Source organism: Ruegeria sp. SATB045, from assembly GCF_059613525.1.
This window is the reverse complement of sequence record NZ_JBXWSR010000020.1, coordinates 341,764-365,764: the sequence shown is the minus strand read 5'-3', so window position 1 is coordinate 365,764 and position 24,001 is coordinate 341,764. Positions and strand designations below refer to the sequence as shown.

Annotated in this window: 23 protein-coding genes and 2 riboswitches; of the genes, 18 read left to right on the top strand and 5 right to left on the bottom strand. The window is 62.8% G+C overall.

Annotation, left to right across the window (positions count from 1 at the left end):
- The first annotated feature begins 1 nt into the window (after position 1).
- From AC2FNR_RS09325 to AC2FNR_RS09315, 3 genes are all read left to right on the top strand, one after another.
- A complete protein-coding gene (locus tag AC2FNR_RS09325) occupies positions 2–685 on the top strand; it encodes a TVP38/TMEM64 family protein (protein ID WP_496848862.1) in 684 nt (227 codons plus the stop codon).
- 65 nt (positions 686–750) lie between these two features.
- Positions 751–3,084: a heavy metal translocating P-type ATPase gene (locus tag AC2FNR_RS09320; protein WP_496848861.1), complete on the top strand. Its 2,334-nt coding sequence runs from the start codon at positions 751–753 to the stop codon at positions 3,082–3,084.
- 39 nt (positions 3,085–3,123) lie between these two features.
- Positions 3,124–3,603: a DUF411 domain-containing protein gene (locus AC2FNR_RS09315; protein ID WP_496848860.1), complete on the top strand. Its 480-nt coding sequence runs from the start codon at positions 3,124–3,126 to the stop codon at positions 3,601–3,603.
- Between the two features lie 573 nt (positions 3,604–4,176).
- Here the strand turns inward: AC2FNR_RS09315 and AC2FNR_RS09310 are convergent.
- From AC2FNR_RS09310 to AC2FNR_RS09295, 4 genes are all read right to left on the bottom strand, one after another.
- Positions 4,177–5,469 (bottom strand): type II toxin-antitoxin system HipA family toxin, encoded by a 1,293-nt coding sequence (locus AC2FNR_RS09310; protein WP_496848859.1) that lies wholly within the window; start codon positions 5,467–5,469, stop codon positions 4,177–4,179.
- Complete coding sequence (locus tag AC2FNR_RS09305) at positions 5,469–5,714, bottom strand: helix-turn-helix domain-containing protein (RefSeq protein ID WP_496848858.1); 246 nt, start codon at positions 5,712–5,714, stop codon at positions 5,469–5,471. Before AC2FNR_RS09305 ends, AC2FNR_RS09310 begins: the two co-directional genes overlap by 1 nt.
- Before the next feature lie 97 nt (positions 5,715–5,811).
- A complete protein-coding gene (locus tag AC2FNR_RS09300; protein ID WP_496848857.1) occupies positions 5,812–6,675 on the bottom strand; it encodes a hypothetical protein in 864 nt (287 codons plus the stop codon).
- A 949-nt stretch (positions 6,676–7,624) separates the two neighbouring features.
- Positions 7,625–8,617 carry an NAD(P)-dependent oxidoreductase gene (locus AC2FNR_RS09295; RefSeq protein WP_170752378.1) on the bottom strand — a complete coding sequence of 331 codons (993 nt, stop codon included), beginning with the start codon at positions 8,615–8,617 and terminating at the stop codon, positions 7,625–7,627.
- Between the two features lie 111 nt (positions 8,618–8,728).
- Positions 8,729–8,937: riboswitch (cobalamin riboswitch) on the top strand.
- Between the two features lie 85 nt (positions 8,938–9,022).
- On the opposite strand from AC2FNR_RS09295, the gene AC2FNR_RS09290 reads away from it, so the two are divergent.
- From AC2FNR_RS09290 to cobJ, 7 genes are read left to right on the top strand one after another with little or no spacing between them, the layout of a single operon-like run.
- Positions 9,023–9,397 (top strand): DUF1636 family protein, encoded by a 375-nt coding sequence (locus tag AC2FNR_RS09290; RefSeq protein ID WP_170354662.1) that lies wholly within the window; start codon positions 9,023–9,025, stop codon positions 9,395–9,397.
- A gap of 1 nt (position 9,398) precedes the next feature.
- Positions 9,399–10,454 carry a cobalamin biosynthesis protein CobW gene (gene cobW / locus AC2FNR_RS09285; RefSeq protein WP_496848856.1) on the top strand — a complete coding sequence of 352 codons (1,056 nt, stop codon included), beginning with the start codon at positions 9,399–9,401 and terminating at the stop codon, positions 10,452–10,454.
- 3 nt (positions 10,455–10,457) lie between these two features.
- Positions 10,458–13,751 (top strand): cobaltochelatase subunit CobN, encoded by a 3,294-nt coding sequence (cobN, locus tag AC2FNR_RS09280; protein ID WP_496848855.1) that lies wholly within the window; start codon positions 10,458–10,460, stop codon positions 13,749–13,751.
- Positions 13,748–14,869 (top strand): ferredoxin-like domain-containing protein, encoded by a 1,122-nt coding sequence (locus AC2FNR_RS09275; protein ID WP_496848854.1) that lies wholly within the window; start codon positions 13,748–13,750, stop codon positions 14,867–14,869. The genes cobN and AC2FNR_RS09275 overlap by 4 nt, the downstream gene beginning before the upstream one ends.
- Entirely contained in the window at positions 14,869–15,498 is a 630-nt protein-coding gene (locus tag AC2FNR_RS09270) for a precorrin-8X methylmutase (RefSeq protein WP_496848853.1), read from the top strand. The genes AC2FNR_RS09275 and AC2FNR_RS09270 overlap by 1 nt, the downstream gene beginning before the upstream one ends.
- Positions 15,495–16,220: a precorrin-2 C(20)-methyltransferase gene (locus tag AC2FNR_RS09265; RefSeq protein WP_170354667.1), complete on the top strand. Its 726-nt coding sequence runs from the start codon at positions 15,495–15,497 to the stop codon at positions 16,218–16,220. Before AC2FNR_RS09270 ends, AC2FNR_RS09265 begins: the two co-directional genes overlap by 4 nt.
- Positions 16,217–16,969 carry a precorrin-3B C(17)-methyltransferase gene (gene cobJ / locus AC2FNR_RS09260; RefSeq protein WP_480865963.1) on the top strand — a complete coding sequence of 251 codons (753 nt, stop codon included), beginning with the start codon at positions 16,217–16,219 and terminating at the stop codon, positions 16,967–16,969. Before AC2FNR_RS09265 ends, cobJ begins: the two co-directional genes overlap by 4 nt.
- Here the strand turns inward: cobJ and AC2FNR_RS09255 are convergent.
- The gene (locus tag AC2FNR_RS09255; RefSeq protein ID WP_496848852.1) at positions 16,942–17,691 is read right to left on the bottom strand and encodes a cobalt-precorrin-6A reductase; all 750 of its coding nucleotides are present in this window, start codon (positions 17,689–17,691) and stop codon (positions 16,942–16,944) included. The genes cobJ and AC2FNR_RS09255 overlap by 28 nt on opposite strands.
- On the opposite strand from AC2FNR_RS09255, the gene cbiE reads away from it, so the two are divergent.
- The 8 genes from cbiE (at position 17,690) to AC2FNR_RS09215 (ending at position 23,985) form a co-directional block, all read left to right on the top strand.
- Positions 17,690–18,889, top strand: a complete 1,200-nt coding sequence (gene cbiE / locus AC2FNR_RS09250) for a precorrin-6y C5,15-methyltransferase (decarboxylating) subunit CbiE (protein WP_170752366.1) — start codon at positions 17,690–17,692, stop codon at positions 18,887–18,889. The genes AC2FNR_RS09255 and cbiE overlap by 2 nt on opposite strands.
- Positions 18,886–19,254, top strand: coding sequence for a cobalamin biosynthesis protein (locus tag AC2FNR_RS09245; RefSeq protein WP_170752984.1), 369 nt, complete (start codon positions 18,886–18,888; stop codon positions 19,252–19,254). Before cbiE ends, AC2FNR_RS09245 begins: the two co-directional genes overlap by 4 nt.
- Entirely contained in the window at positions 19,251–20,045 is a 795-nt protein-coding gene (cobM, locus tag AC2FNR_RS09240) for a precorrin-4 C(11)-methyltransferase (protein ID WP_170752364.1), read from the top strand. Before AC2FNR_RS09245 ends, cobM begins: the two co-directional genes overlap by 4 nt.
- On the top strand, positions 20,038–21,366 hold the full coding sequence (locus tag AC2FNR_RS09235) for a cobyrinic acid a,c-diamide synthase CobB (protein WP_170752362.1): 1,329 nt from the start codon (positions 20,038–20,040) through the stop codon (positions 21,364–21,366). The genes cobM and AC2FNR_RS09235 overlap by 8 nt, the downstream gene beginning before the upstream one ends.
- Positions 21,363–22,091 (top strand): uroporphyrinogen-III C-methyltransferase, encoded by a 729-nt coding sequence (gene cobA, locus AC2FNR_RS09230; protein ID WP_496848851.1) that lies wholly within the window; start codon positions 21,363–21,365, stop codon positions 22,089–22,091. The genes AC2FNR_RS09235 and cobA overlap by 4 nt, the downstream gene beginning before the upstream one ends.
- Positions 22,084–22,827: a precorrin-6A synthase (deacetylating) gene (gene cobF / locus AC2FNR_RS09225; protein WP_496848850.1), complete on the top strand. Its 744-nt coding sequence runs from the start codon at positions 22,084–22,086 to the stop codon at positions 22,825–22,827. Before cobA ends, cobF begins: the two co-directional genes overlap by 8 nt.
- Positions 22,828–22,870: 43 nt before the next feature.
- A riboswitch (cobalamin riboswitch) is annotated at positions 22,871–23,075 on the top strand.
- Between the two features lie 36 nt (positions 23,076–23,111).
- Entirely contained in the window at positions 23,112–23,282 is a 171-nt protein-coding gene (locus tag AC2FNR_RS09220) for a CbtB domain-containing protein (RefSeq protein ID WP_170354675.1), read from the top strand.
- Positions 23,283–23,286: 4 nt separating this feature from the next.
- Positions 23,287–23,985: a CbtA family protein gene (locus AC2FNR_RS09215; RefSeq protein WP_496848849.1), complete on the top strand. Its 699-nt coding sequence runs from the start codon at positions 23,287–23,289 to the stop codon at positions 23,983–23,985.
- Positions 23,986–24,001: the final 16 nt, after the last annotated feature.

Below are 24,001 nucleotides of genomic sequence, written 5' to 3'. Positions count from 1 at the left end.
GGTGGGGTTGCGCGCAATCATCCTCGTGGTGATGGCGATCCTCGGGATCGCCGTGCTCGGTGCCTGGCTATTCGCGCCTTCTGCTTTCGACCAAGCACGCGGCCTGATGGACGGCGAGCGTCTGGAAATGCTGGTGGCGCGCGCCGGGATCTGGGGGCCGGTTCTGATCGTCACGCTCATGACCCTCGCAGTCGTAGCCAGCCCGATCCCGAGTGCGCCCATCGCGCTGGCCGCCGGTGCGGCCTACGGGCATGTCTGGGGAACGGTGCAGGTCGTGATCGGCGCCGAACTCGGGGCACTGATCGCGTTCGGCCTCGCGAGAGTTCTGGGGCACGATGTCCTGCGACGGGTCTTTGGTGACCGCGTCGATGCCGGGCTGCTCGGCTCGCAGACCGCGTTGACCGCGACGGTCTTCGCCAGCCGCCTGATGCCGTTCGTGTCTTTCGATATGATCAGCTACGCTGCGGGGCTCAGTCGCCTGCACGCCTGGCGGTTCGCCCTCGCGACGCTGGCCGGCATCATCCCGGCCAGCTTTCTGCTCGCCCATTTCGGCGGCGAGGCGGTCAGCGGAGACTTTGGCCGGGCGACCTGGGCAGTGCTCGGTCTCGGCCTCGTGACGGGCTTACCGCTGCTCTGGGTGGCGATGCGGAAAAAGCCTGAAGAGAGCGTTCGCGACCAAGATTGAATAGGGCTTGACCTTCAAACCGCTGAAGGTCGCAAGCTGAGAAAAAACCGAAAGGCGGACAGACCATGGAACACGATCACCACCACGCGGCACCCGACATGCCATCGGGGGCCGAGACGGCGAAGGACCCGGTCTGCGGGATGACGGTTGCAGTCAGGCCCGATGGACGTCACGCCGAGTTCCAGGGCGAGCCCTTCCATTTTTGTTCGGAGAAATGCCAGACGAAGTTCACGGCGGATCCGTGGTTCTATGCCTCGGGAAGGGCCGCCGGACAAAAGAAGGCCGCACCGGCCAACGTCCAGTACACCTGTCCGATGCACCCCGAGATTGTTCGGGATGCGCCGGGGTCATGCCCGATCTGCGGCATGGCGTTGGAACCGATGGTGCCCTCCGACGAGCCCAGCGAGGAGCTGACAGACTTCACACGCCGGATGTGGATCTCGGCTGCCGCCGCGGTGCCGCTTATTGTCCTGACGATGGGTGAACTGGTGGCGCTGCCGGTGCGCGACTGGATCGGGCACCGGGTTGCGGGCTATCTGGAATTCCTGCTGGCAACACCGATCGTGCTGTGGGCGGCGCTGCCGTTCTTCAAGCGCGGCTGGGACTCGATCGTGAACCGAAGCCCCAACATGTGGACGCTGATCAGCCTCGGCGTGGCGGCGGCCTACCTCTACTCGATTGTTGCTACCTTCCTGCCAGGCGTCTTTCCGGAACAGTATCGGATGGGGCACGGCGTGGGGACGTATTTCGAGGCGGCGGTTGTGATCGTGACGCTAGTCTTCGTGGGCCAGGTTCTCGAACTGCGCGCGCGCGAGCGCACCGGGGATGCGATCCGCGCGCTCCTCAATCTCGCCCCAAAGACTGCGCGGCGTATCCTGCCAGACGGTACCGAATATGACGCGCCGCTGGAAAACATCATGGAGGGAGACCGGCTGCGCGTGCGACCCGGTGATGCGGTCCCGGTCGATGGGACGGTGATCGAGGGCCGGTCGTCGCTTGACGAGAGTATGCTGACGGGTGAGTCGATGCCCGTCGAGAAAGGCCCGGGCGATGCGGTGACCGGAGCGACGATCAACAAGAATGGCTCTCTGGTTATGGAGGCGGGAAAGGTCGGATCCGACACCGTGCTGGCGCAGATCGTCGCGATGGTGTCGAACGCGCGCCGCTCGCGCGCGCCGATCCAGGGTCTGGCTGACCGGGTGTCGGCGGTATTCGTGCCGACCGTGGTCGCCATAGCCGTCGTCGCCTTCATCGTCTGGCTGACCGTCGGCCCCGAGCCCGCGCTGGTCTTCGCGATCGCTTCGGCGGTGTCCGTCCTGATCATCGCCTGTCCCTGCGCGCTTGGGCTTGCGACGCCGATCTCGATCACAACGGCAGCAGGACGCGGGGCGCAGGCGGGCGTGCTGATCAAGGACGCCGAGGCGCTGGAACGCATGGCGGGTGTCGATACGCTCATCGTCGACAAGACCGGCACTCTGACCATGGGTAAGCCGAAGCTGACGGACCTTATGGCGCTTGGCGACATCGCCGAGACCGACCTGCTGTCGCTGGCCGCAGCGCTGGAGCGCGGCTCGGAGCACCCTTTGGCCGAAGCGATCGTCGAGGGAGCCGAGACGCAGAGTGCCCCGCGTCAGGAGGCCACGGACTTCGGTGCCGTCACCGGCAAGGGCGTACAGGGCAGCGTCGGTGGGCTTGCGGTGGCGCTCGGCAACGCGGCGATGATGCGGGAGATGGGTCTGGACACGGGTGCGGCCGACGCGCGCGCCGACACCCTGCGCGCCGAGGGCAAGACGGCGATGTTCGTCGCTTTCGATGGCGCGCTCGTCGGCATCGTGGCGGTCGCCGACCCAATCAAGGACTCGACCGCACAGGCGATCCGCGAACTTCATGCCCAGGGTCTGCGGGTCATTATGGCGACCGGCGACAACGAGCGCACGGCGCAGGCGGTGGCGGGCAAACTCGGGATCGACGAGGTGCGCTCGGGCGTGCTGCCCGAAGCCAAGAAAGACCTGATCGACCAGTTGCGTCGAGAGGGCCACAAGATCGCGATGGCGGGCGACGGGGTGAACGACGCGCCCGCGCTAGCCGCCGCGGACGTCGGCATCGCCATGGGCACGGGCGCGGATGTGGCGATGGAAAGCGCCGGAATCACCTTGCTGGGCGGTGACCTGATGGGCATCGTCCGGGCGCGCAAGCTCGCGCGCGCCACCATGCGCAACATCAAGCAGAACCTGTTCTTCGCCTTCGCCTACAACGCGCTTGGAGTCCCCATCGCAGCAGGACTGCTCTACCCCGTCACCGGCCTTCTGCTCTCGCCGATGATCGCGGCGGCGGCCATGAGCCTGTCCTCCGTCTCGGTGATCACCAACGCCCTACGGCTCAGGCGGGTCGATCTCTGACCCACGCGTCCAAACATGGCACCTCGAAAGGAAAATCCGATGAACCAAGACGCTTTTTCCCGCCGCACGCTCCTGGTCGGCGGAGCTGCACTGGCGGCTGCGCCGCCCTTGAGAGCCCTGGCGCAAGGCGCCGGGCCGGCGATCCACGTGATGGAAGACCCCAGCCGCGGCTGCTGCTCGGCCTGGATCGGGATCCTCGAAAACGACGGTTTCATCGTCACGACCGAAGCGAGCGCCGGTACGCTTCTGATGCGCTACAAGCTGGACAACGGCATCCCGCAGGAGATGGTCTCCTGCCATATGGGTCGCGTGAATGGCTACATGATCGAGGGCCACGTCCCTGTTGCCGACATTCGCCGTCTGCTGGTGGAACGCCCCGACGCGGTCGGCCTCGCAGTGCCCGGCATGCCCTACGGCTCGCTCGGGATGGGGCCGGAAAGCGAGCGCGAGGCCTATGACGTGTTGCTGATCCAGCGCGACGGATCGACCGAGGTGTTCACCAGCTACGCTGCCGCGTGACCTTGAGGCTGCGATTCCGCTTCTGATCAGGGACGAGAACACCGGCGCGCCTGCTCCCGCATCACGGCGTGGTCGCTCAGAATCTCGGCGTGGCGGATCCGTCCGGCAGCAAAGCCAACTCCTTGGTCATTGCTCGTCCCCGATGAACACTATGAGGCCCCGAAGAGTCCAATCTCTGCCAGCGCATCGAAATACCCGCTACGCAGTTCGAAATCACGCGATCTAAACATGAACACACACTGCACACGACACTGATATTCTACCGGAATTGCCACCATCGATCACTGAACAGGCGCATAGCACGTCTTCGAACGACCGCTTCGAACCGGACTACAGACCTTGGTGCAGAGCGCAGCATTCGGCAGTATGGGCTCTCACTTAGCCTTCGCGGCAATCCACCTTAAGGTCCGCATTGCCGCCCATCACATGGAAAATCCGCTGCATCGAATAGAGTGGGGCCTCTGCGACCTGACAATAGCGGCGTTCCCTGGATCCACATACGTGTTGTTGCAGGAACTCGGCCTGCCACTCGATATGATCTACCGACCATAAAACGGAAATATGATCTGCGGATCATACGGCATGAAAGGCAATCGCCCGACGTCGTATGCCAGCAGCAATGGCATCTGCCAATGGCTGTGGAAACCCATCCGGCAAGCCTGCGAGCGTCTTGTCCAAGGCGGGTTCAAGCTCTGTCGCGACGTTCGACAAGACCTCTTCCGCCAGCGCCACACCAAAGCCTGCCGCCTTCGCAGCCTGTAGGAAATGACGCGGCACCACCTCGTTGATCCGGTAGTGTCCGTCGACGGCCATCGCGAGGCGCATCCGGTTCAGGCGGATTTGACCGTCATCCACGGCTTTCTGAGCGCTCAGCACATCGTAGAGTGGGGTCATACGGAACCCGCCAGGGCGCAATGCGATGCTGAAATTCTTTGCGTGCCCGTCTGTCGCTCTCAAAAGCCAAAACAGCACCTGCGCGCGGAAAAACACGCGTCGATCTGCCTCGGGGTCATCACTGCCAGTCAGCAATCCGATCCCTTCGGTGATCCCCGGCCCGCCATCCATTTGGTATTTCTGGCTGGGTGGGACCGATAGTGCCTGACAAAAATCTTCCTGCGGGAGGCGGATTAAGCGGCCATCTTTGGTCCAGCGCCGATCAAACCGCGTCACAACAAGGCTCCGCACGTCTTCGAAGTCGGCGATCTCGACCTGCGCCACATCCAAACCCATGGCGTGGCAGAAGCTCATGCAGAAAAACTCATTCTCAACACTGTCGGACAAATCGATCCCTGCGGGCAGAACGCCGAGTTGGGTCTTGAGAATATGGGTCGTAGGAGTGAGCCCCGATGGACGGATCCACGCGCCCTCATGGCGCAGCAGCGCCGTTTTCTCCTGCGCCCCTGCGATAGAAATGCGGAAGTCGTCTTCCTCGTCTAAGCCAAGGGGGGCATTTGCGAGGTTGCGTAACATATCCGCAATCTGTGCCTCAGATACGGGCTCTCCCTCGAGCACGGCAAACTCTGGAATCTCACCTGAGACGAATTGCAAGGCCCCCACGCAATCGCGGCCGATCTTCTCCAGCATGTGCCACGCGTCCGTGCCGCCCGCACGCACCCGTGCAGCAACGCGTTCTCGTATCGCCTGATTGTCCGGCAGCAGGTTTTCCAAGTAGGCGATAACAGGGCCGCCCTGGTGTGCCTCTTCACTCAAAGGCAGCGAAAGCGAAATGGGCATGGCATGTTCCCATGCCAACCATTCTGGATCATAGGTAAAGCTGATCGCGCCTGAACCAGCGAGACGCAAAGCCCCCACCGTCCGTCCGTTCAGAAGCACTTGCATCGTGCCGCTACGCCCGCGTTTCGCCATCAGAAGATATCCTCGAGCTCAAGCGAGCCACCGCGTTCCACCAATCGGAACTCAAGTCCAAGTGCCGCCATGACAGCGAGCACCGTTGCGAGCTTGGTTCCCGCGTCACCGTTTTCCAGCGACGAAATCGTCGCGACGCGCAAATTCGTGCGCGCGCTGATGTCGCTTTGGGTCCAGCCGCGCGCTTTGCGCGTCCGGCGGAGTGCCTCGCCGATCTGCTCGGCCGTTCGTGCTGTGAGGTCCATGATGCGGCTCCTTTTACGGCACAGCGTAAATGAAAACAAATTACGCTGCAACGTAAATATCTACTTTTTACGCCATGACGTAACAATCGAGCCGCACTTATGCCTGCAGCCCCGCAGCGCGCACCTGCTCGGGCGTCACCAGCTTTGACGCGATCAAGCCCTCAATCTGCCGGTTTGTAATGTGGCGGCAAAGGGGGTGGCGTTCACGGATCCACTCGGCGAGGCTAGCGCGACCTTTGGCTTCGGCCTCTCGCGCATTCTCGCGGTCGGCCTGGATCTGGGCCAGGCCCTTCTCCCACCGGCGCATCTTGAACCAGTTGTCCGAGAAACAGACCTTGCTGCGCGTGTAGCCCTCGCTTTCCTTCGCATAGGCTTTGACCGCTTGCAGAAGGTCATCGGGCTTTACCCCGGCCTTCACGGCGCCTGCCATCAGGCGCAACGTAGTTAGTCGGTCTCGGATCCTGTCTTCGGGATAGGCCGCCAAGATCTTCTCAGATTCAAGATCTTCAACCTCCTCCGCCGCCTCGCGCCTGCGCGTAGGTGGTTTATGGATGGTTTTAGGATGGTTTGGGGTCCACCGTGAACCCCGTACCCCGTTCACCGTGGACCCCGTACCGGGTTCAGGCTGGACGGGGTTCACAGTGACCCCCGTGTCGATGTCGGGCTCAGCCGTGGGTTCGAGCGCGGCCACGCGCTCCAGAACGATACGGTAAATGACCGTATAGCCGTTCTTGCAGTGCCGCCGCCCCGTCTCGATCAGAATGCCTTCGCGCAGGAAGTCGATGATGGTGCGCTTGACCGTGCTCTCGCTGAGCTCTGTGTGGCGCTGGATCGTCCCCTTGGAGCACCAGATGCCCGAGCCATCATCGCTCGCCTTGTCGGCCAGAAACATGATGATCTGCTTGCGCGCGGCGCTGCCAAAGCGGCGCTCGGCGCATTCATTTGCAACCGCCCAACTCATCGAATTATCCCAAGGTTAGAAACGATTTTGTGAGCATTCTGGCACGCAAACAGCGTTGAAACTTTCGCTTTTTGTTCACTTTTTGTCAGGAGGTGTTTTGCACCCATAAGCCGTTGTTTTTGCGACCGTTCTTTCTGGATTGCAAATCCGTGTACACCGGTTCGATTCCGGTACTCGCCTCCATTTTATTCTAAATCATTGACTTAGCCCTGTGGTGCTCGGGTGTGACACAAAGTGGGACACACCTACGATGAAATTGTCATCCTATCTAACCCTCTCAAGACATGGCGTTTATTACTCCCGGTGGCCAATCCCTCCGTCCATAGAACAAAAGCGAACATCTGTAAAAATATCGCTGCTTTAGCGAAAACTACTGGGTTGCCCTCTGCAACGCCCACGTCCTCCGGGATGGATTAAAAACCATAAGTGACAATCTGGATAGCCGAGTGCGCCATTGAACTCAGGGCAACGCTGCGCGCGTTGGCGTGCGCCGATTGATGTTAGGCTTACCGCTTTCAAGCGAAAGTCACAAATACGGTCTTTGATCTGAAAAAAGGACGCTGACTTTCACTAAGACACAAGCGTTTTTCGATGTGCGACTGGAAAAAAGCAACTTGGCATACATGCTTGCACGACCTTGTAGTCGCGAAGTAAGCAGGCGAAATCCTACTGAACGCATAGGCATGAACCAAGCGGGCAGTACCGGATCTACGGAAAACGGGCGGCTCGCGGGAGTGCAAGCTCGTAACTTGCGACATGATTGGCACTTAGTATCTGAACAGGTTTTCCTAGGGTTTGTCTATTGACGATACTTAGGTTTATCCGCACACAAATTGACTGTTGCCCAGGTGGTTCAGGTAGTTCAGTGGCCTGAAAAAGTGGCAGCGAGCCCAACACTCGCCGCCTCTTTTCCAAGCCGGGCAAAGCGTTTTCGCGCAGTGCAATTGCGTCATTCGGCCCGACGTCCCTGAGGAATAACCTCGTATCCGGACGCTTCCGGCTCGTAGTCTTCCATTTCGGACGGGAAGCCGGGGGCCGTGATATCCAGCCCGGTGGCCTCTTCCAACCGCTTGATAATATTAGGTGATAACTCTCGGTCGCCATAGCGGGCGATGCCGTCGTCAAAGATACGCATCATCACCGGGTTGATCTCGAGCGGCACCCCCGCCCGGTCCGCCACATCCTGAAACAGGCCAATGTCCTTTTTCACCAAATCCATCGTGAACGAAATGTCCCGCGAGCCGTTCAGAATGACTTGGCTTTCGGTTTCATGCACGAAGGATGTCCCGGATGAGATCTTGATTGCCTCGTATGTGGTGTTCAGATCCATCCCGGCGGCTTTGGCGGTCACAAGTGCTTCTGCGCAGGTGATCAGGTTGGCGGTGGCGAGGTAATTGGTCAGCACTTTCAACACCGAAGCGGTACCTAGGTCACCGGTATGCAGAACCCGTCGGCCCATGGTGGTCAGAAAGGGCAGTATGCGCTCGAATGTGGCCCGGTCGCAGCCCGCGAAGATCGAGATATTGCCCGTCGCGGCGCGATGACAGCCACCCGATACAGGACAGTCTACCGCTGCGCCGCCACGTTCGATCACCTGGGCGCCCAATCGCTTGACTTCAGCTTCATCAGTGGTGGACATCTCCATCCAGATTTTGCCGGGGCTGACCTCAGGCAGCATCTCCTGCATCACCGCGTCCGATGCGGCAGGTGATGGCAGGCAGGTAATAACCGCGTCGCAATCGCGCATCAGCTGGGCCGGGCTTTCGGCGGCCTTGGCCCCCTGTGACACGAAGCCGTCGACGAGGTCAGAGTTCAAATCATGTACCGTCAGTTCGATCCCGTTGCGCAGCAAAGACCCTGACAGTTTGCCGCCCACATTGCCCAAGCCGATAAAGCCCACCTTCATGCGATACACCTCCTTTTTTGGCGTCGTTTTGTTCATGGCACCATGCCGCCCCACCCAAAGTCATGCCGCCCAGCGACGCTGTCAGGTCGCTTTTAACCCGAGGTGCGAAAGATGTTTGCGACTCGCTTGACAAGGGCCTGCCCGGTGCCGCATGTCCGATCCGTTGGTGTCCATCTGCAGATGGATGAAAAGGGAATGCGTCAGCGGGTCATCCGTCAAACGCAGCCGCCCCCGCGACCGTGACCGGAGAGGGTGCCCAAGCCACTGGCCAGCAAGGCCGGGAAGGCGGGTCATCCGACAGGGCAACCGCCCTGAAATCCGCAAGCCGGGAGACCTGCCAGCACCCGCGATTGAAACCGGACGGGGTGTTCCGGTGCCGGGTCACGCACGACCCGCATGAAACCCCGTCCCCCACGATGAGGATTTAGGGGGATGAGAGACATGACCGAAACCGCTCCGGTCGAGCTGCTGGTTTGCACCACCTGCCGCCGCGGCCTACCCATTGAAGATGACGCCCAACGCCCAGGCACGTTGCTGCACAAGGCATTGGAACAGGCTGAACTGCCCGAGGGCGTGGCGCTGAAGGCTGTTGAATGCCTGTCGAATTGCGATCAGGGCTGTTCCATCGTGCTGCGCGGCGGGCCGGAACGCTGGACCTTTGTCTATGAGAACCTGAACGAAGTCGATCATGTCGACGTGATCGTAGACGGTGCCACCAAGTATCTGGCCACCGAAGACGGTCTGGTCAAATGGCGCGAGCGCCCCGAACATTTCCGCAAAAACTGCGCCTCGCGCATTCCCCCGATTGGAGCCTGACATGTCCACTTTGGAAAAACTCCCCGTTACTGTGATCACCGGCTTTTTGGGTTCGGGCAAGACCACGCTGGTGCGACACCTGATGCAGAACCCGCAGGGCAAGCGTCTGGCCGTTGTGGTCAACGAGTTTGGCGATGTCGGCGTGGACGGCGATATCCTGAAATCCTGCGCCATCCCCGATTGCCCGGCCGAGAACATCATGGAACTGGCCAATGGCTGTATCTGCTGCACCGTGGCCGATGATTTCATCCCCACGATCGAGGCGCTGATGGCGCTGGAGCCGCGCCCCGAGCATATCCTGATCGAAACCTCCGGTCTGGCGCTGCCCAAGCCGCTGCTGAAAGCGTTCGACTGGCCCGATATCCGATCCAAGATCACCGTTGACGGCGTGATCGCGCTGGCCGACGCCGAGGCCGTTGCCGCCGGTCGCTTTGCCCCGAATGTCGCGGCGGTGGATGCCCAGCGTCTGGCCGACGACTCCATCGACCACGAAACGCCTCTGTCCGAGGTGTTCGAGGATCAGATCTCCTGCGCCGACATCATCCTGCTGACCAAGCCTGATCTGGCCGGCCCCGAAGGTGTCGCCAAAGCCAAAGAGATCATCGCCGCAGAGGCCCCGCGCCCTCTGCCGGTCGTCGAAGTGGCCGAAGGCGTTGTGGACGTGCGCGTCGTGCTGGGTCTTGAGGCTGCCGCCGAGGATGACATGGAGGCGCGGCCTTCGCATCATGACGGTCATCACGATCATGAACATGACGATTTCGAAAGCATCATCGTCGAACTGCCGGAACAAACCGACCCGGTGGACCTAGTTGCCAAGATCGAACGTCTGGCCACCGAGCTGAACATCCTGCGCGTCAAGGGCTATGCCGCTGTTCAGGGCAAGCCAATGCGCCTGCTGGTTCAGGCCGTCGGCGCGCGGGTGCGTCACCAGTATGACCGTCCGTGGCAGCCCGGCGAAGAGCGCCGTTCGCGCCTGGTGGTGATTGCCGAGCATGACGACATCAAAGAGGCTGAAATCCGCGACATCCTCGTGGGCGTCACCGAGGCTGCCGAGTAAACCATGCACGTCGTCTTCCGCGAAAGCCACGGGTTAGAGGAATCCGAAACCCCAACCGATCTGGGCCAGAGCCCGGCGGATTTGGTGGTGCTGTCGTTCTCAGACAGCGACCTTGGTGCTTTCGCGGCAGGCTGGCATCGCGGCGGAGGGCCCGAGGGCCGGATGCCGACCCTACGGCTGGCCAATCTGACGGCACTGAAACATCCCCTCTCGGTGGATACCTATGTCGAGCAGACGTTGGAGGGCTCCAAGGGCATCCTGATCCGACTAATCGGCGGGGTGCCCTATTGGTCCTACGGACTGCAGCAGGTTCTATCGCTTGCGCAGACCAAAGGGATTGCTGTGGCCGTGCTGCCCGCCGACGGGCGCGAGGATACGCGGCTGGATGACTATTCGACCCTGCCCGTCTCCACCCTGCGCCGCTTGGCGCATCTTTGCGACACCGGTGGCGAGGTTGCAGCACAAGCCGCTTTGGCGCAGATGGCATTGGCAGCCGGTCTGTATGCGGGCCCGGTGATGGGCGCCAAGTCCTTGCCCGACTGCGGCGCATGGTGCCCGGACCGCGGCGTGATCCCGGCGGAACAGGCGTTTTCCGGGGATGCGAAACGCATCCTCGTCACCTTCTACCGCGCTTATCTGACATCCGCCGACACCGCCCCCGTGGCCGCCCTAATCCGCAGTCTGCGCGCACGTGGATTTGAAGCCGTGGGGCTCTTCGCCCCTTCGCTAAAGACCCCGGCAGCTGCGGACTGGCTGCGCAACACCGTCACCGCGTTGACCCCATCCGCGATCATCAACGCCACCTCCTTCTCGGGTAAAAGCGCATCTGGCACCTCGCCCTTGGACGCCGCCAATGTACCCGTCTTCCAAGTCGCACTGGCCACCTCGCGCCGCAAAGCCTGGGCCGAAGCGGAACGCGGTCTCTCGCCCGCCGACCTCGCCATGCATGTGGTGCTGCCCGAGGTGGACGGGCGGATTTCAGCAGGCATCGCCTCGTTCAAGGAGCCGGGCAAGCGCGACCAGCATCTGGAATATTCCCGCTTTGCCCACCGGGCCGAGGAGGAACGGATCGAGGCCATCCTTGACCGTGTTACCGGCTGGCTGAACTTGCAAGACAAACCCAAATCCGATCAGGTGCCCGCGCTGGTTCTGTCCACCTATCCCGGCAAAGACTGGCAGATGGCCCATGCGGTCGGTCTGGACGCGCTGGCCTCGGCCGAGGCAATGCTGTCCGACCTACAGGCCGAAGGCTATGACACCGCCCCCGCCGAGCCAATTTCTGACGCACTGTTTGACGCGCGGATTGCATGGCCCCTTGCCGACTATCAGGCCGCGCTGGCCGACCTACCCGAACAGCTACGCACCGACCTGCAAACCGTCTGGGGTGCGCCCGAGAGTGATCCCGCTTTCGCGGATGGTGCCTTCCACTTCACCGCGCTGCGCCGGAGCAAAGTTCTGGTCGCACTGCAACCCGAGCGCGGCGCGCCCGAGCTGCGCGATGACGACTATCACGACCTGTCACGCACCCCGCGCCACAGCTATGTCGCCTTCTACCTCTGGCTGCGCAAAAGCCTGCGCACCGACGCGCTGATCCATATCGGTGCCCATGGCACGTTGGAATGGCTGCCCGGCAAATCCGTCGCGCTCTCAGCCGATTGCTGGCCCGAAGCGCTTATCCGCGATCTGCCGGTGATCTACCCTTTCATCGTCAATGACCCCGGCGAGGCCGCGCAAGCCAAGCGTCGGATCGGAGCCGTCACACTGGGCCACATCCCGCCCGCTTTGAAAGAAAGCGGTACACCGGATCGGATGGTACGGCTGGAGTCCCTGCTGGACGAGTTCTCGAACGCCGATGGTCTGGACCCCAAGCGCCGCGACCGACTGCAAGAGGATATCCGCGACGAGGCACAGGCCATCGGGCTGGAGAGCGATCTGGGTCTGGATCAGGCCACCTGCACCGCCGAGGCGATCACCCGCATCGACCGCTTTGTCTGCGACATCAAGGAAAGCCAGTTCGGCGACGGGCTGCACATCTTTGGCCGGGTGCCCGAGGTCACGGGCAATTTCGACCCCGCGCCCTCGGCCCAGTCTGAACACCGCGCATTGATTGATGCGCTGGCCGGAAAGCGGATTGAGGCCGGGCCGTCCGGCTCGCCCTATCGTGGCCGCTCGGACGTGCTGCCGACGGGACGGAACCTTTATACCACCGACCCGCGATCCGTGCCCACGCGCGCTGCCTATACGCAAGGGGTGAAACTGGCCGAAGAACTGGTGCGGCGGCATCTGCAAGAGGAAGGCGATTATCCCAAGGGCCTGATTGTCGACCTCTGGGGCTCGGCCACCATGCGCACGGCGGGTGAGGAATTCGCCATGGCGCTGCACCTGCTGGGCGTCAAACCGGTCTGGGACAAAGGGTCCGAGCGGGTCTCGGGCATTGAGGTTCTGCCGATCACCGATCTCAGCCGCCCACGTTTGGATGTAACGCTGCGTGTTTCGGGCCTGTTCCGCGACGTGTTCCCGACGCTCTCGGCGCTGTACGGTCAGGCGATCCGGGCCTTGTCGGCGCGCGATGAGGCGGCCGACTGGAACCCCTATGCCGGTCAGGAACCCGTTGCTCGCGTCTATGGTCCTGCCCCCGGCAGCTATGGCGTGAACATGACGCAATTGTCGGAAGTCTACACCGACGAGGCGCGCGCGCAGGCGGGTGAAGCATGGCTGGATGCCAGCTCTTACGCGTTGGAGGGCGAGCACATCGCGCAGGACAAGGACGGCATCACCCAGCGCGTCGCCAATGCCGACAGTTTCGTCCACCTGCAGGATCTGACCGAGACCGACCTGCTACTGGCCAATGATTACGCCACGCATGAGGCCGGATTTGCCGCCGCCAAAAAGATCACCGGCGGCACAGCGCAGCTCTATCATCTGGACAACACCAACCCCGACACCCCGCGCGCGCGGACCCTGCCCGAAGAGATCAGCCGCGTGGTCCACGCCCGCGCCGCCAATCCGGGTTGGATCGCCGGGATGCAACGCCACGGGTTCCGGGGCGCAGCCGAGATCGCCGCGACGCTGGATCATATGGCCTCATTCGCGCATCTATCTGGCACAGTCGCGCCGCATCTGTTCGACCTTTACCACGATGCCACGTTGGGCAACGAAGACGTCGACGCTTTTCTGGCCGAGGTCAACCCGAAGGCCCATCAGGCCATGCAGGACCGGTTCCGCGCCTTGCTTGAGGCGGGGCTTTGGAACACACGCCGCAACTCGATTCGCGCCGATCTGGAGGAGCTGGGATGAGCGCTCCCATCGTCCAGGGCTGGTGTCCCGGTGCGCACCGTCCGATGATGTCGGGCGATGGGCTGGTGGTCCGGGTGCGGCCGCGACTGGCCCGTCTGGATGCAACGCAGGCCATGGGTCTGTGCGATCTGGCGGAACGCTTCGGCAATGGCACCATCGACCTGACCAACCGCGCTAACCTGCAGCTGCGGGGTGTGTCCGAGACGAATCATCAATCCCTGCTGGCCGAACTGGCCGCGCTGAACCTGCTGGACGCCGAGCCGGGGATCGAGGTGCGCCGCAACATTCTGGTCTCACCTCTGTACAAAGCCGGAGACCTGACCGCCCGGCTGGCGCAAGAGCTTATTGACCGGCTGGCGGAACTGCCCGCCCTGCCCGCCAAGTTCGGCTTTGCCATCGACACCGGACCTGAGCGCCTGCTGGCTGGGAATTCAGCCGATATCCGGCTGGAAACAGCTCCGGATGGCCTGATCCTGCGCGCCGATGGGGCCGAGACCGGACGTCTGGTCCGAGAACCCGAGGCCATCGACCAACTGATCGCCCTGGCCGCATGGTTCGCCCAAACCTACACGCCCGAGACGCGACGCATGTCACGCGTGGTCTCGGTTCTGCCACCGGAGTGGCAGGGCGCAGCTCCGGGATCTATTGGGCCTCCGTTGCGACCCGGCCCCTGCGATCCGGGAAAGCTCTATGGTGCGGCCTTCGGGCAATTGCCTGCGCACGCACTGAAGGACCTGATCGCGCAAAGCGGGGCCGTTGCCTTACGCGTCACCCCGTGGCGGTTGATCCTGTTGGAGGGCGGGGCGGCGATACCCGCCCCAGCCTTTGTCACAGATGGCACCGACCCGCTGATGATCACCGACGCCTGCCCCGGCGCGCCATATTGCCCGCAGGCACAGGTGGAAACCCGCGACATCGCGCGCGCTTTGGCGGCACGCGTACCGGGCAGCCTGCATGTCTCGGGCTGCGCCAAGGGATGCGCGCGCATAGGCCCGGCCGATGTGACCCTGATCGGCAATGCCGGAAGATTTGATCTTGTCAAACAAGGCTGCGCGGGGGATGAGCCCTGCCAGACCGGCCTGACCGAAGAAACACTTATGAATATGGACTTCACCTGATGCCCTATACTTATGAAACCGATGGCGCGGCGATCTATAAGGAGAGCTTTGCCACCATCCGGTCCGAGGCTGATCTGGCTCGGTTCGACGCCGACGAAGAACAGGTCGCTGTCCGCATGATCCACGCCGCTGGCATGGTGGGGCTGGAGGAGTTCGTGCATTTCTCGCCCGGGTTTGTGGCCGCCGCCCGCGCGGCAATGGAAAACGGCGCACCGATCCTATGTGACGCGCGCATGGTCAGCGAGGGCGTGACCCGGTTCCGTCTGCCCGCCGACAATGAGGTTATCTGCACACTGCATGACGAACGCGTGCGCCCCTTGGCCGCCGAGATGAGCAACACGCGTTCGGCGGCCGCGCTGGAACTGTGGCGCCCACATCTGGACGGTGCCGTTGTCGCCATCGGCAATGCCCCTACTGCCCTGTTCCATCTGCTGAACATGCTGGAAGACACCGACTGCCCACGCCCCGCCGCGATCATCGGCTGTCCCGTGGGCTTTGTCGGCGCGGTCGAATCCAAAGACGCCTTGTGGGAGGCACAGCCGGTACCGTCCTGCATCGTGAAGGGTCGTCTGGGCGGCAGCGCCATCACCGTCGCCGCCATCAACGCCATCGCGAGCCGCGCGGAATGAGCGGCACCATCTATGGCGTGGGTCTCGGCCCCGGCGATCCCGACCTGATGAGCGTGCGGGCTGATCGCCTGCTGCGCAATGCGCGCCATGTGGCGTTTTTCCGCAAGCCAGGTCGCAGTGGGCAGGCGCGCAAAATCGTCAATGGGATGATCCCCGAAAACGCCGTTGAATTCCCGATGGAATACCCGGTCACGACCGAAATCCCATTGACCGATCCGCGCTATAACGAACTGCTTGCAGCGTTCTACGAAGACTGCGCCGCGCATCTGAAGGCGCTGTCTGATAATGGCGAGGATGTGGTGGTTCTGTGCGAGGGCGATCCGTTCTTCTACGGCTCTTTCATGCACCTTTACAATCGCTTGCGCGATAAAACTGATGTTGAAGTCGTACCTGCCATCACTGGCATGTCCGGCGCGTGGACAGCGACAGGTGACCCGATCACATGGGGCGATGACATCCTGACTGTTCTGGCAGGCACGTTGTCCGAAGACGTTCTGGCCCAACAGATGGCGCAGACCGACGCGCTGGTCGTGATGAAGATCGGCCGCAATATTGACAAAGTGAAACGCGCGCTGAAAACGGCAGGGCTGTATGACCGGGCGTGGATCGTCGAATATGCCCAGATGCCCAATCAACGCGTCTGCAAGCTGTCTGAAAACTGCGACGGCATCACTCCCTATTTCTCGATCATCATCGTGCATGGACAGGGGCGCAGACCATGAGCGGCTGGGTCAAGATCGCCGGTCTTGGACCGGGGGATGAGGCGCTAGTGACGCCCGAGGTGACCGCTGCTTTGGCCGAGGCCACGGACGTGGTCGGCTATATTCCGTACGTGGCACGCGTGGCCGAACGCGAAGGACTGACGCTGCACGCCAGTGACAACCGGGTTGAGATCGACCGCTCGCAGCACGCGTTGCAGATGGCTGCGGAGGGCAAACGCGTGGTCGTTGTGTCCTCGGGCGATCCCGGTGTGTTTGCAATGGCGTCGGCAGTGTTTGAGGCGCTGGAGAATGGCCCGTCCGAGTGGCGTAATATCCAGATTGACGTGCTGCCGGGGATTACGGCGATGTTGGCGGCCTCGGCCCGTGCGGGCGCGCCAATGGGGCATGATTTCTGCGCCATCAACCTGAGTGACAACCTCAAGCCGTGGTCCTTGATCGAAAAGCGCCTGCGGCTGGCCGCGCAGGCAGATTTCTCGATGGCGTTTTACAATCCGCGCTCGAAGTCCCGCCCTGAAGGCTTTGTAAAGACGCTGGAAATCCTGCGTGAAGAATGCGAGCCCGAACGGCTGATCCTGTTCGCCCGCGCCGTATCGCGCGCGGATGAGGCCATTCGGATTTCGACACTGGCCGACGCCACACCCGAGATGGCAGATATGCAGACGGTGGTCATCGTCGGCTCGTCCCGCACTCGCGTGATCGAGCGTGACGGCGCGCCGATCGTCTACACCCCGAGGTTCACGCCAGAATGAGCCAGCCAGTCCAGAACCTGAGCGACGCTCGACAGTTCGACCCGCTGCGGCAGGGCCGGACGGTCGATCATCAGCACTGGCAGGCCCAGCGCCCGCGCCGCGTCCAGCTTGGCGCGCGCGCCAAGGCCGCCTGCGTTCTTGGACACGACCAACTGGATCTCATGACGCTGCATCAACGCCTGATCATCGGCCAGAGTGAACGGCCCGCGCGAAACAACCACATCGCAATTAGGCAACGGCAGAGTACCCGGTTCATCGACCAGCCTCAGCAAGTAGCGATGCTGAGGCTGTGTGGCGAACTCCTCAAGATGCATTCGGCCCACGGCCAGAAACACCCGCTGCGGTGCGCCGGACAGGGCGGCCACTGCGCCGTCGATATCCGGAACATGTTGCCAGCGGTCTCCATCCTGTTCCACCCACGCCGGGCGGGTCAGCGCAGCCAGAGGCACCTCGGCCTGATGGCAGGCGGCCACCGCGTTGGCGCTCATCAGCGCGGCAAAAGGGTGCGTGGCGTCGATCACATGGGTTACAGTATGGTCGCGCAGATAGGCGGCCAGACCGGCAACGCCTCCGAACCCGCCCACGCGGACCGGCACCGGTTGCGGGCGCGGATTGTCGACGCGACCAGCATAGGAGTAGGTCGCTGGGATGCCCAGCTCGGCCACGGTTTTGGCCAAGGCGTTGGCCTCGGTGGTGCCGCCAAGGATCAGGAGATGTGTCATGCATGAAGCTCCGTGGCTGACCGTTCTGGGCCTGGGTGAGGATGGGCTTGATGGCCTGTCGCCCGCAAGCCGTCAAGTGCTGGACCGCGCCGAAATCATCATGGGCCCGCCGCGCCACCTGTCGCTGATCCCCGACAGCCAGGCCCAGCGGGTCGAATGGCCGGTGCCTTTTGCCGACGGGCTGCCCGTGCTGACGGGGTTCCGGGGGCGGCCCACCGTGGTGCTGGCCTCGGGCGATCCGTTCTGGTTTGGCGCGGGGTCTGTCATCGCGCGCAATTTCGAAGCCGGGGAATGGACTGCCCTGCCCGGCCAATCGACGTTTTCGCTGGCCGCCGCCCGGCTGGGCTGGCCGCTGGAGGCAACACTGACTTTTGGCCTGCACGCCGCCCCCCTGACCCGGCTGCGCCCACACCTGTCGCCGGGCCTGCGCGCCATCCTGCTGCTGCGCAACGGGGCTGCGGTGACGGAACTGGCGACTTACCTGACCGAGACCGGTTTTGCTGACACCCGCCTGCATGTGATGGAGGCGCTCGGCGGCCCTCGTGAGCGTTCCCGCAGTGTGTCCCTGACCGAGGCGCTGCTGGGCGGGTTCGATCACCCGGTCTGCGTCGCGCTAGAGGTCGCGGGTGATGGGCGCGCACTGCCGAAATCTTCGGGCAAGCCGGATGAGATATTCGAGACTGATGGACAGATCACCAAACGCCCCATCCGCGCCCTGACCCTGTCTGCGCTGGCCCCACAGCGCGGCGAGCATTTGTGGGATATCGGCGGTGGCACCGGCTCGATCAGCATAGAATGGCTTATGTGTGATCCGACACTGACGGCCACCACGATCGAGCCGCGCGCAGATCGTGCCGAGCGTATTCGCCGCAATGCGGATGCGCTGGGACAGGATCGGCTGAGTGTAGTCCACGGCACTGCCCCAGATGACTTGACCGGGCTTGCGTTGCCCGATGTGGTGTTTATCGGCGGCGGATTGAACGCAAACCTTCTGGCATGGTTGCGCGATGCGCTGCCTGAAGGCACGCGGTTGGTCGCTAATGCGGTGACGCTGGAAAGCGAAACGTTACTGGCGCAATGGCACGACGCATTAGGCGGCGACCTTCTGCGGATCGAACTGGCTCAGGCTGCGCCTTTGGGCCCCCGACGCGGTTGGAAATCTGCCTATCCAGTGGTTCAGTGGAGCGTCACGCTATGATCGTCGCCGGCCTTGGCTTTTCCTCAGCCGCGACCGCGGACAGCCTGCGCGCGGCCTTTACGGCTGCCGCCGCACTCCACCCCGTCAGCGCCTTGGCGACCGTCGCGGACAAGGAAGGTCACGCCGCGCTTGCAGAATTCGCCGCCGAAACCGCCCTGCCCCTGCATTTCATCGCACCCGCCGATTTGGCCGGGCAGCGCACGCTCTCTTGCTCGCCCCGCAGCCGCGCCAGTTACGGCACCGGCAGCGTGGCCGAAGCGTCCGCCCTTGCCGCCGCCGGACTGGGCGCGCGGCTGCTTTCACCCCGACAGATATCAGACGACCGGCTGGCCACCTGCGCCATCGCCATCGGAGGACAGACATGACCGTTCATTTCATCGGCGCCGGACCGGGCGCTGCCGACCTGTTGACCCTGCGCGGGCGCGATATCATCGCGTCCTGCCCCGTGTGTTTGTACGCGGGTTCGCTGGTTCCCGAAGAGATCCTGAACCACTGCCCCGAGGGGGCCAAGATCATCAACACCGCGCCGATGGATCTGGATCAGATCATGGCCGAGATCGAAGCCGCGCATAAGGCTGGACAGGATGTGGCCCGACTGCATTCAGGCGATTTGTCGGTCTGGTCCGCCATGGGTGAGCAAATCCGCCGGTTGAAAGAAATGGGTATCCCGGTCAGCGTCACGCCCGGCGTTCCCTCTTTCGCTGCGGCGGCCGCCGCTCTGGGGACCGAACTGACCCTGCCCGGCCTTGCGCAATCGGTGGTGCTGACCCGCACGCCGGGCCGCGCGTCTTCGATGCCCGAGGGTGAGACGCTTGAGAACTTCGCCCGCACCGGCGCTACGCTGGCCATTCACCTGTCCATCGGCAATTTGGACAAGGTCATTGCCGACCTGACCCCGGCCTATGGGGCTGATTGCCCGGTGGCCGTGGTCTATCGCGCCAGTTGGCCCGATGAGCGCATCATCCGTGCCACTTTGGACACCCTGAAAGACGCGTTGGATGAAAGCATCGCACGCACCGCCCTGATCATGGTCGGCCCCGCGCTGGCAGGCGAAGGGTTCGACGAAAGCTGCCTGTATGCCAAGGATTATGACCGCCGCTATCGCCCGCAAAGCGCCGACAGCCCGTGGTCCAGTTGGAGCCCCGAGGATGAATGACGCGATGACTAACCCTCCGGGCCTTTTGATTTCCGCGCCGTCCTCGGGAACGGGCAAGACCACGGTCATGCTGGGCTTGTTACGTGCGCTGGCCGAGGATGGTCTGACCGTTCAACCCTTCAAAAGCGGACCGGATTATATCGACCCAGCCTTTCACCGGGCGGCGGCGGGGCGGGCCTCGTTCAATCTGGACAGCTGGGCCATGGGTGAGCCTCTATTGGACGCGATTTCAGCGCAGGCTGAGGGCGCGGATATTGTGGTCGCCGAGGGTTCGATGGGGTTGTTCGACGGCGTCGCCAAGCCCGGTGAACTGGGTCATGGGTCCAGTGCGGAAACCGCGTTACGGATGGGCTGGCCGGTGGTGCTGGTGCTGGATGTGGGCGGTCAGGCGCAATCGGCGGCGGCGACGGCTTTGGGGTTCAAGATGTATAACCCCGATCTGCCCTTTGCGGGCGTGATTCTGAACCGCTGCGCCAGCCCCCGGCACGAGCGGTTGACGCGGTTGGGAATGGAACGCGCGGGCCTGCCGGTTCTGGGCGTGCTGCCCCGTCGTGGAGACCTGGCCCTGCCCGAGCGGCATCTGGGCCTGATCCAGGCGGTTGAACATCCCGATCTGGAAAGCGCAATTGTGGGCTATGCCGCGTTTCTGCGCGAACATGTCGATCTTGAGGCGATCAAGCGGGCGGCGTCCTCAGGCCCGAGTGGGCCATCGTCCGCCGCGCTGCCGCGGCCCCCGGCGCAACGGATCGCGCTGGCCCGTGATTCTGCGTTTTCGTTTACCTATCCGCATTTGTTGGAAGGCTGGCGCGCGGCTGGGGCCGAGGTGTTGCCGTTCTCGCCCTTGGCCAATGAAGCCCCAGCGGCGGATGCCGATCTGGTTTGGTTGCCGGGTGGATATCCCGAGTTGCATGCAGGCACTCTGGCCGCTGCATCAGTCTTTCAGGAGGGGCTACGGAAACATGCGCGGACCAAGCCCGTTCATGGAGAGTGCGGGGGGTACATGGCGCTGGGACAGGCTCTGATCGATAAAGAGGGTATTTCGCATCAGATGGCGGGGTTGTTGGGGCTGGTGACGTCCTATGAAAAGCGCAAGTTCAATCTGGGCTATCGCCGCGCCGAACTGCTGGCCCCGATGCCCGGCTTTGCCGTAGGCACGGGCCTGCGGGGGCATGAGTTCCACTATTCCTCGATCATCGAGCAACCTGACGCGCCTTTGGCCCGTGTGTTTGACGCAGAAGGGGCCGAAGGGCCGCAGACCGGATCGGTGCGTGGCAACGTGACCGGCACGTTCTTTCACCTGATCGCGGAGGCCTCAGCATGAGTGGGTTTGTTTCGTTCATTGGCTCAGGCCCCGGCGACCCGGAGCTGTTGACGCTGAAGGCTGTGGACCGGATGCAGAAGGCGGATGCGGTGCTGTTTGATGACCTCAGCAGCGGGCCGATCCTGACCCATGCGCGCGACGATGCCGATCTGGTAGGCGTGGGCAAACGGGCGGGCCGCCCCTCGCCCAAGCAGGACCATGTCAGCCGGTTGCTGGTGGATTACGCCCTGACCGGGCAGCGGGTCGTGCGGTTGAAATCCGGCGATGGCGGCATGTTCGGGCGTCTGGAAGAAGAACTGGTGGCCCTGCGCGCGGCTGGGATCGATTACGAGATCATACCCGGCATCCCCTCGGCCGTGGCGGCAGCGGCGGCGGCGGGCATCCCGCTGACCCGCAGGCTGACCGCGCGGCGAGTACAGTTTGTCACTGGTCATGATGTCAGCGGCAAATTGCCCGAGGACCTGAACCTGCCCGCTTTGGCCGACCCGGATGCGACCACCGTCGTCTTCATGGGCAAGCGGACTTTTCCTCTGCTGGTCGAAACGCTGAACGCCCACGGTCTGCCGCTGGAGACGCCAGCACTAATGGCCGAATCCGTCTCGACCCCCGAACAAAAGCTGCATCGCAGTACTGTAGGCGCGCTGTCCGAAAAACTGGCGGACGAGATAGGCACCGCCCCGGCGCTGATCCTTTATGGCCCGCTGGCAGAGTTTGACGATGTTTGACCTGACCTTGATCGGCATCGGCACCGGGAACCCTGACCACGTGACCTTTCAGGGCGCGCAGGCGATCCGCTCGGCGGACCTGATCCTGATCCCCCGCAAGGGCGAGAATAAGGCCGATCTGGCCGGGCTGCGCGAAAAGGTCATTGCGCAGGTGACCGACACGCCGCCGCAGATCGCCTATTTCGACATCCCCAAGCGCCGCTCGGAAGACGGGTATCTGCGCGGGGTGGACGAATGGCACGACGCGATTGCGCTGCGCTGGCGCGAGGCGATTGCCGCCCATCCCGGCGCACTGCACGTGGCGCTGCTGATCTGGGGCGATCCGTCGCTATACGACAGCTCACTGCGAATCGCGGCGCGGTTGGACCCTCAACCGACGACGCGGGTGATCCCTGGCATTACAGCGCTACAGGCGTTGACGGCGGCCCACGCGATTCCGATCAACGATCTGGGTGCCCCCTACATCGTGACCACGGGGCGGCGGATTCGCGACGAAGGGTGGCCGGACGGTGCATCAAACGTGGCGGTCATGTTGGATGGTGAGTGCTCGTTCCAACATCTTCAGATGGCAGATTATGACATCTGGTGGGGGGCTTATGTGGGCATGACTGAAGAAATCCTGATCAACGGCCCTCTGATCGATGTTGCACAGTCGATTCTGGACACCCGAGCGACTGCGCGCGCTGATCATGGGTGGATCATGGATATTTATCTTCTCAAAAAGCGCGTGATCTGACCTAAAACGTCGCAAATGGCGATTGCGCGACAGCAGATGTAACGGCTAAATGAACCTGTCTGGTCCTGTCGGCAATACCGGCAAGCTAAGAGGGAATGTGGTGAGACCGCGCGCGATCGAATCCACAGCCGCCCCCGCGACTGTAAGCGGTGAGCCCTGTTCAACCAGCCACTCCTGAGTTTCAGGGGGAAGGCGAACAGAGGCATCGACCCGCGAGCCAGGAGACCTGCCAGGCACGAATGAAAACACCAACCGTCGGGTGCGACGGTAAAGGAGAACTAAAAATGGCAACTCAAGCAACAACCGCTTCGACCTCACGCGTTGGTATCCTGCCGGTTATGTTCGCTGTGGTTCTGGGCCTTGGTGTCATCACGCTGACCGGCCACGTTCAGGCCGCGGCCCTGCATGACGCAGCCCACGATGTGCGCCACGCGACCGGCTTCCCCTGCCACTAAACCCATGTTAAGCCGTATCCTGACCAGCGCCTTGTTCGCTGGTGCTGCAGCGGGGCTGATTGCCGCCTTGCTGCAGTTGGTCTTTGTGCAACCTGTGTTGCTGCACGCGGAACTGTATGAATCAGGCGAATTGGTCCATTTCGGCGGTGACGTCGTAAGTGCTCACCCCGAGCTGCCGGGAATGTTCTCGGACCTGTTCCGCGATGCGCTAAGCGTCATTTTCACGATGCTTACCTATACCGGTTATGCGCTGATGATGATTGCGCTGATGTCCGTGGCTGAGGGCAACGGCCACAAGATTGACGGGCGCACCGGCGTTTTGTGGGGGCTTGCGGGGTTCATTGCCGTGCACCTCGCACCCGGATTCTCGCTCGCGCCAGAAGTGCCCGGCGTGGCAGCAGCCGATGTCGCTGCGCGTCAGATCTGGTGGTTTGCGACCGTCGCCGCAGCAGGTGTTGCCATGTGGCTGATTGCCTTTGGCGGCACCCTGATCAGCTATGTGATCGCAGCCGCCCTGCTGTTGGCCCCACATCTGATCGGCGCGCCCGAGCCGGACGTGTTTACCGGCCCCGTTCCGACCGAGATCGGCGCGCTGTTTGCCGCACGCGCCTTTGGCATCGGACTGGTAGCCTGGGTTTTGGTCGGGGCATTCGCCGGATACTTCTGGCGACATGAAAGCCAGCGTGCCGAAGCTGCGGCCTGACCAGCACGCTTATGAA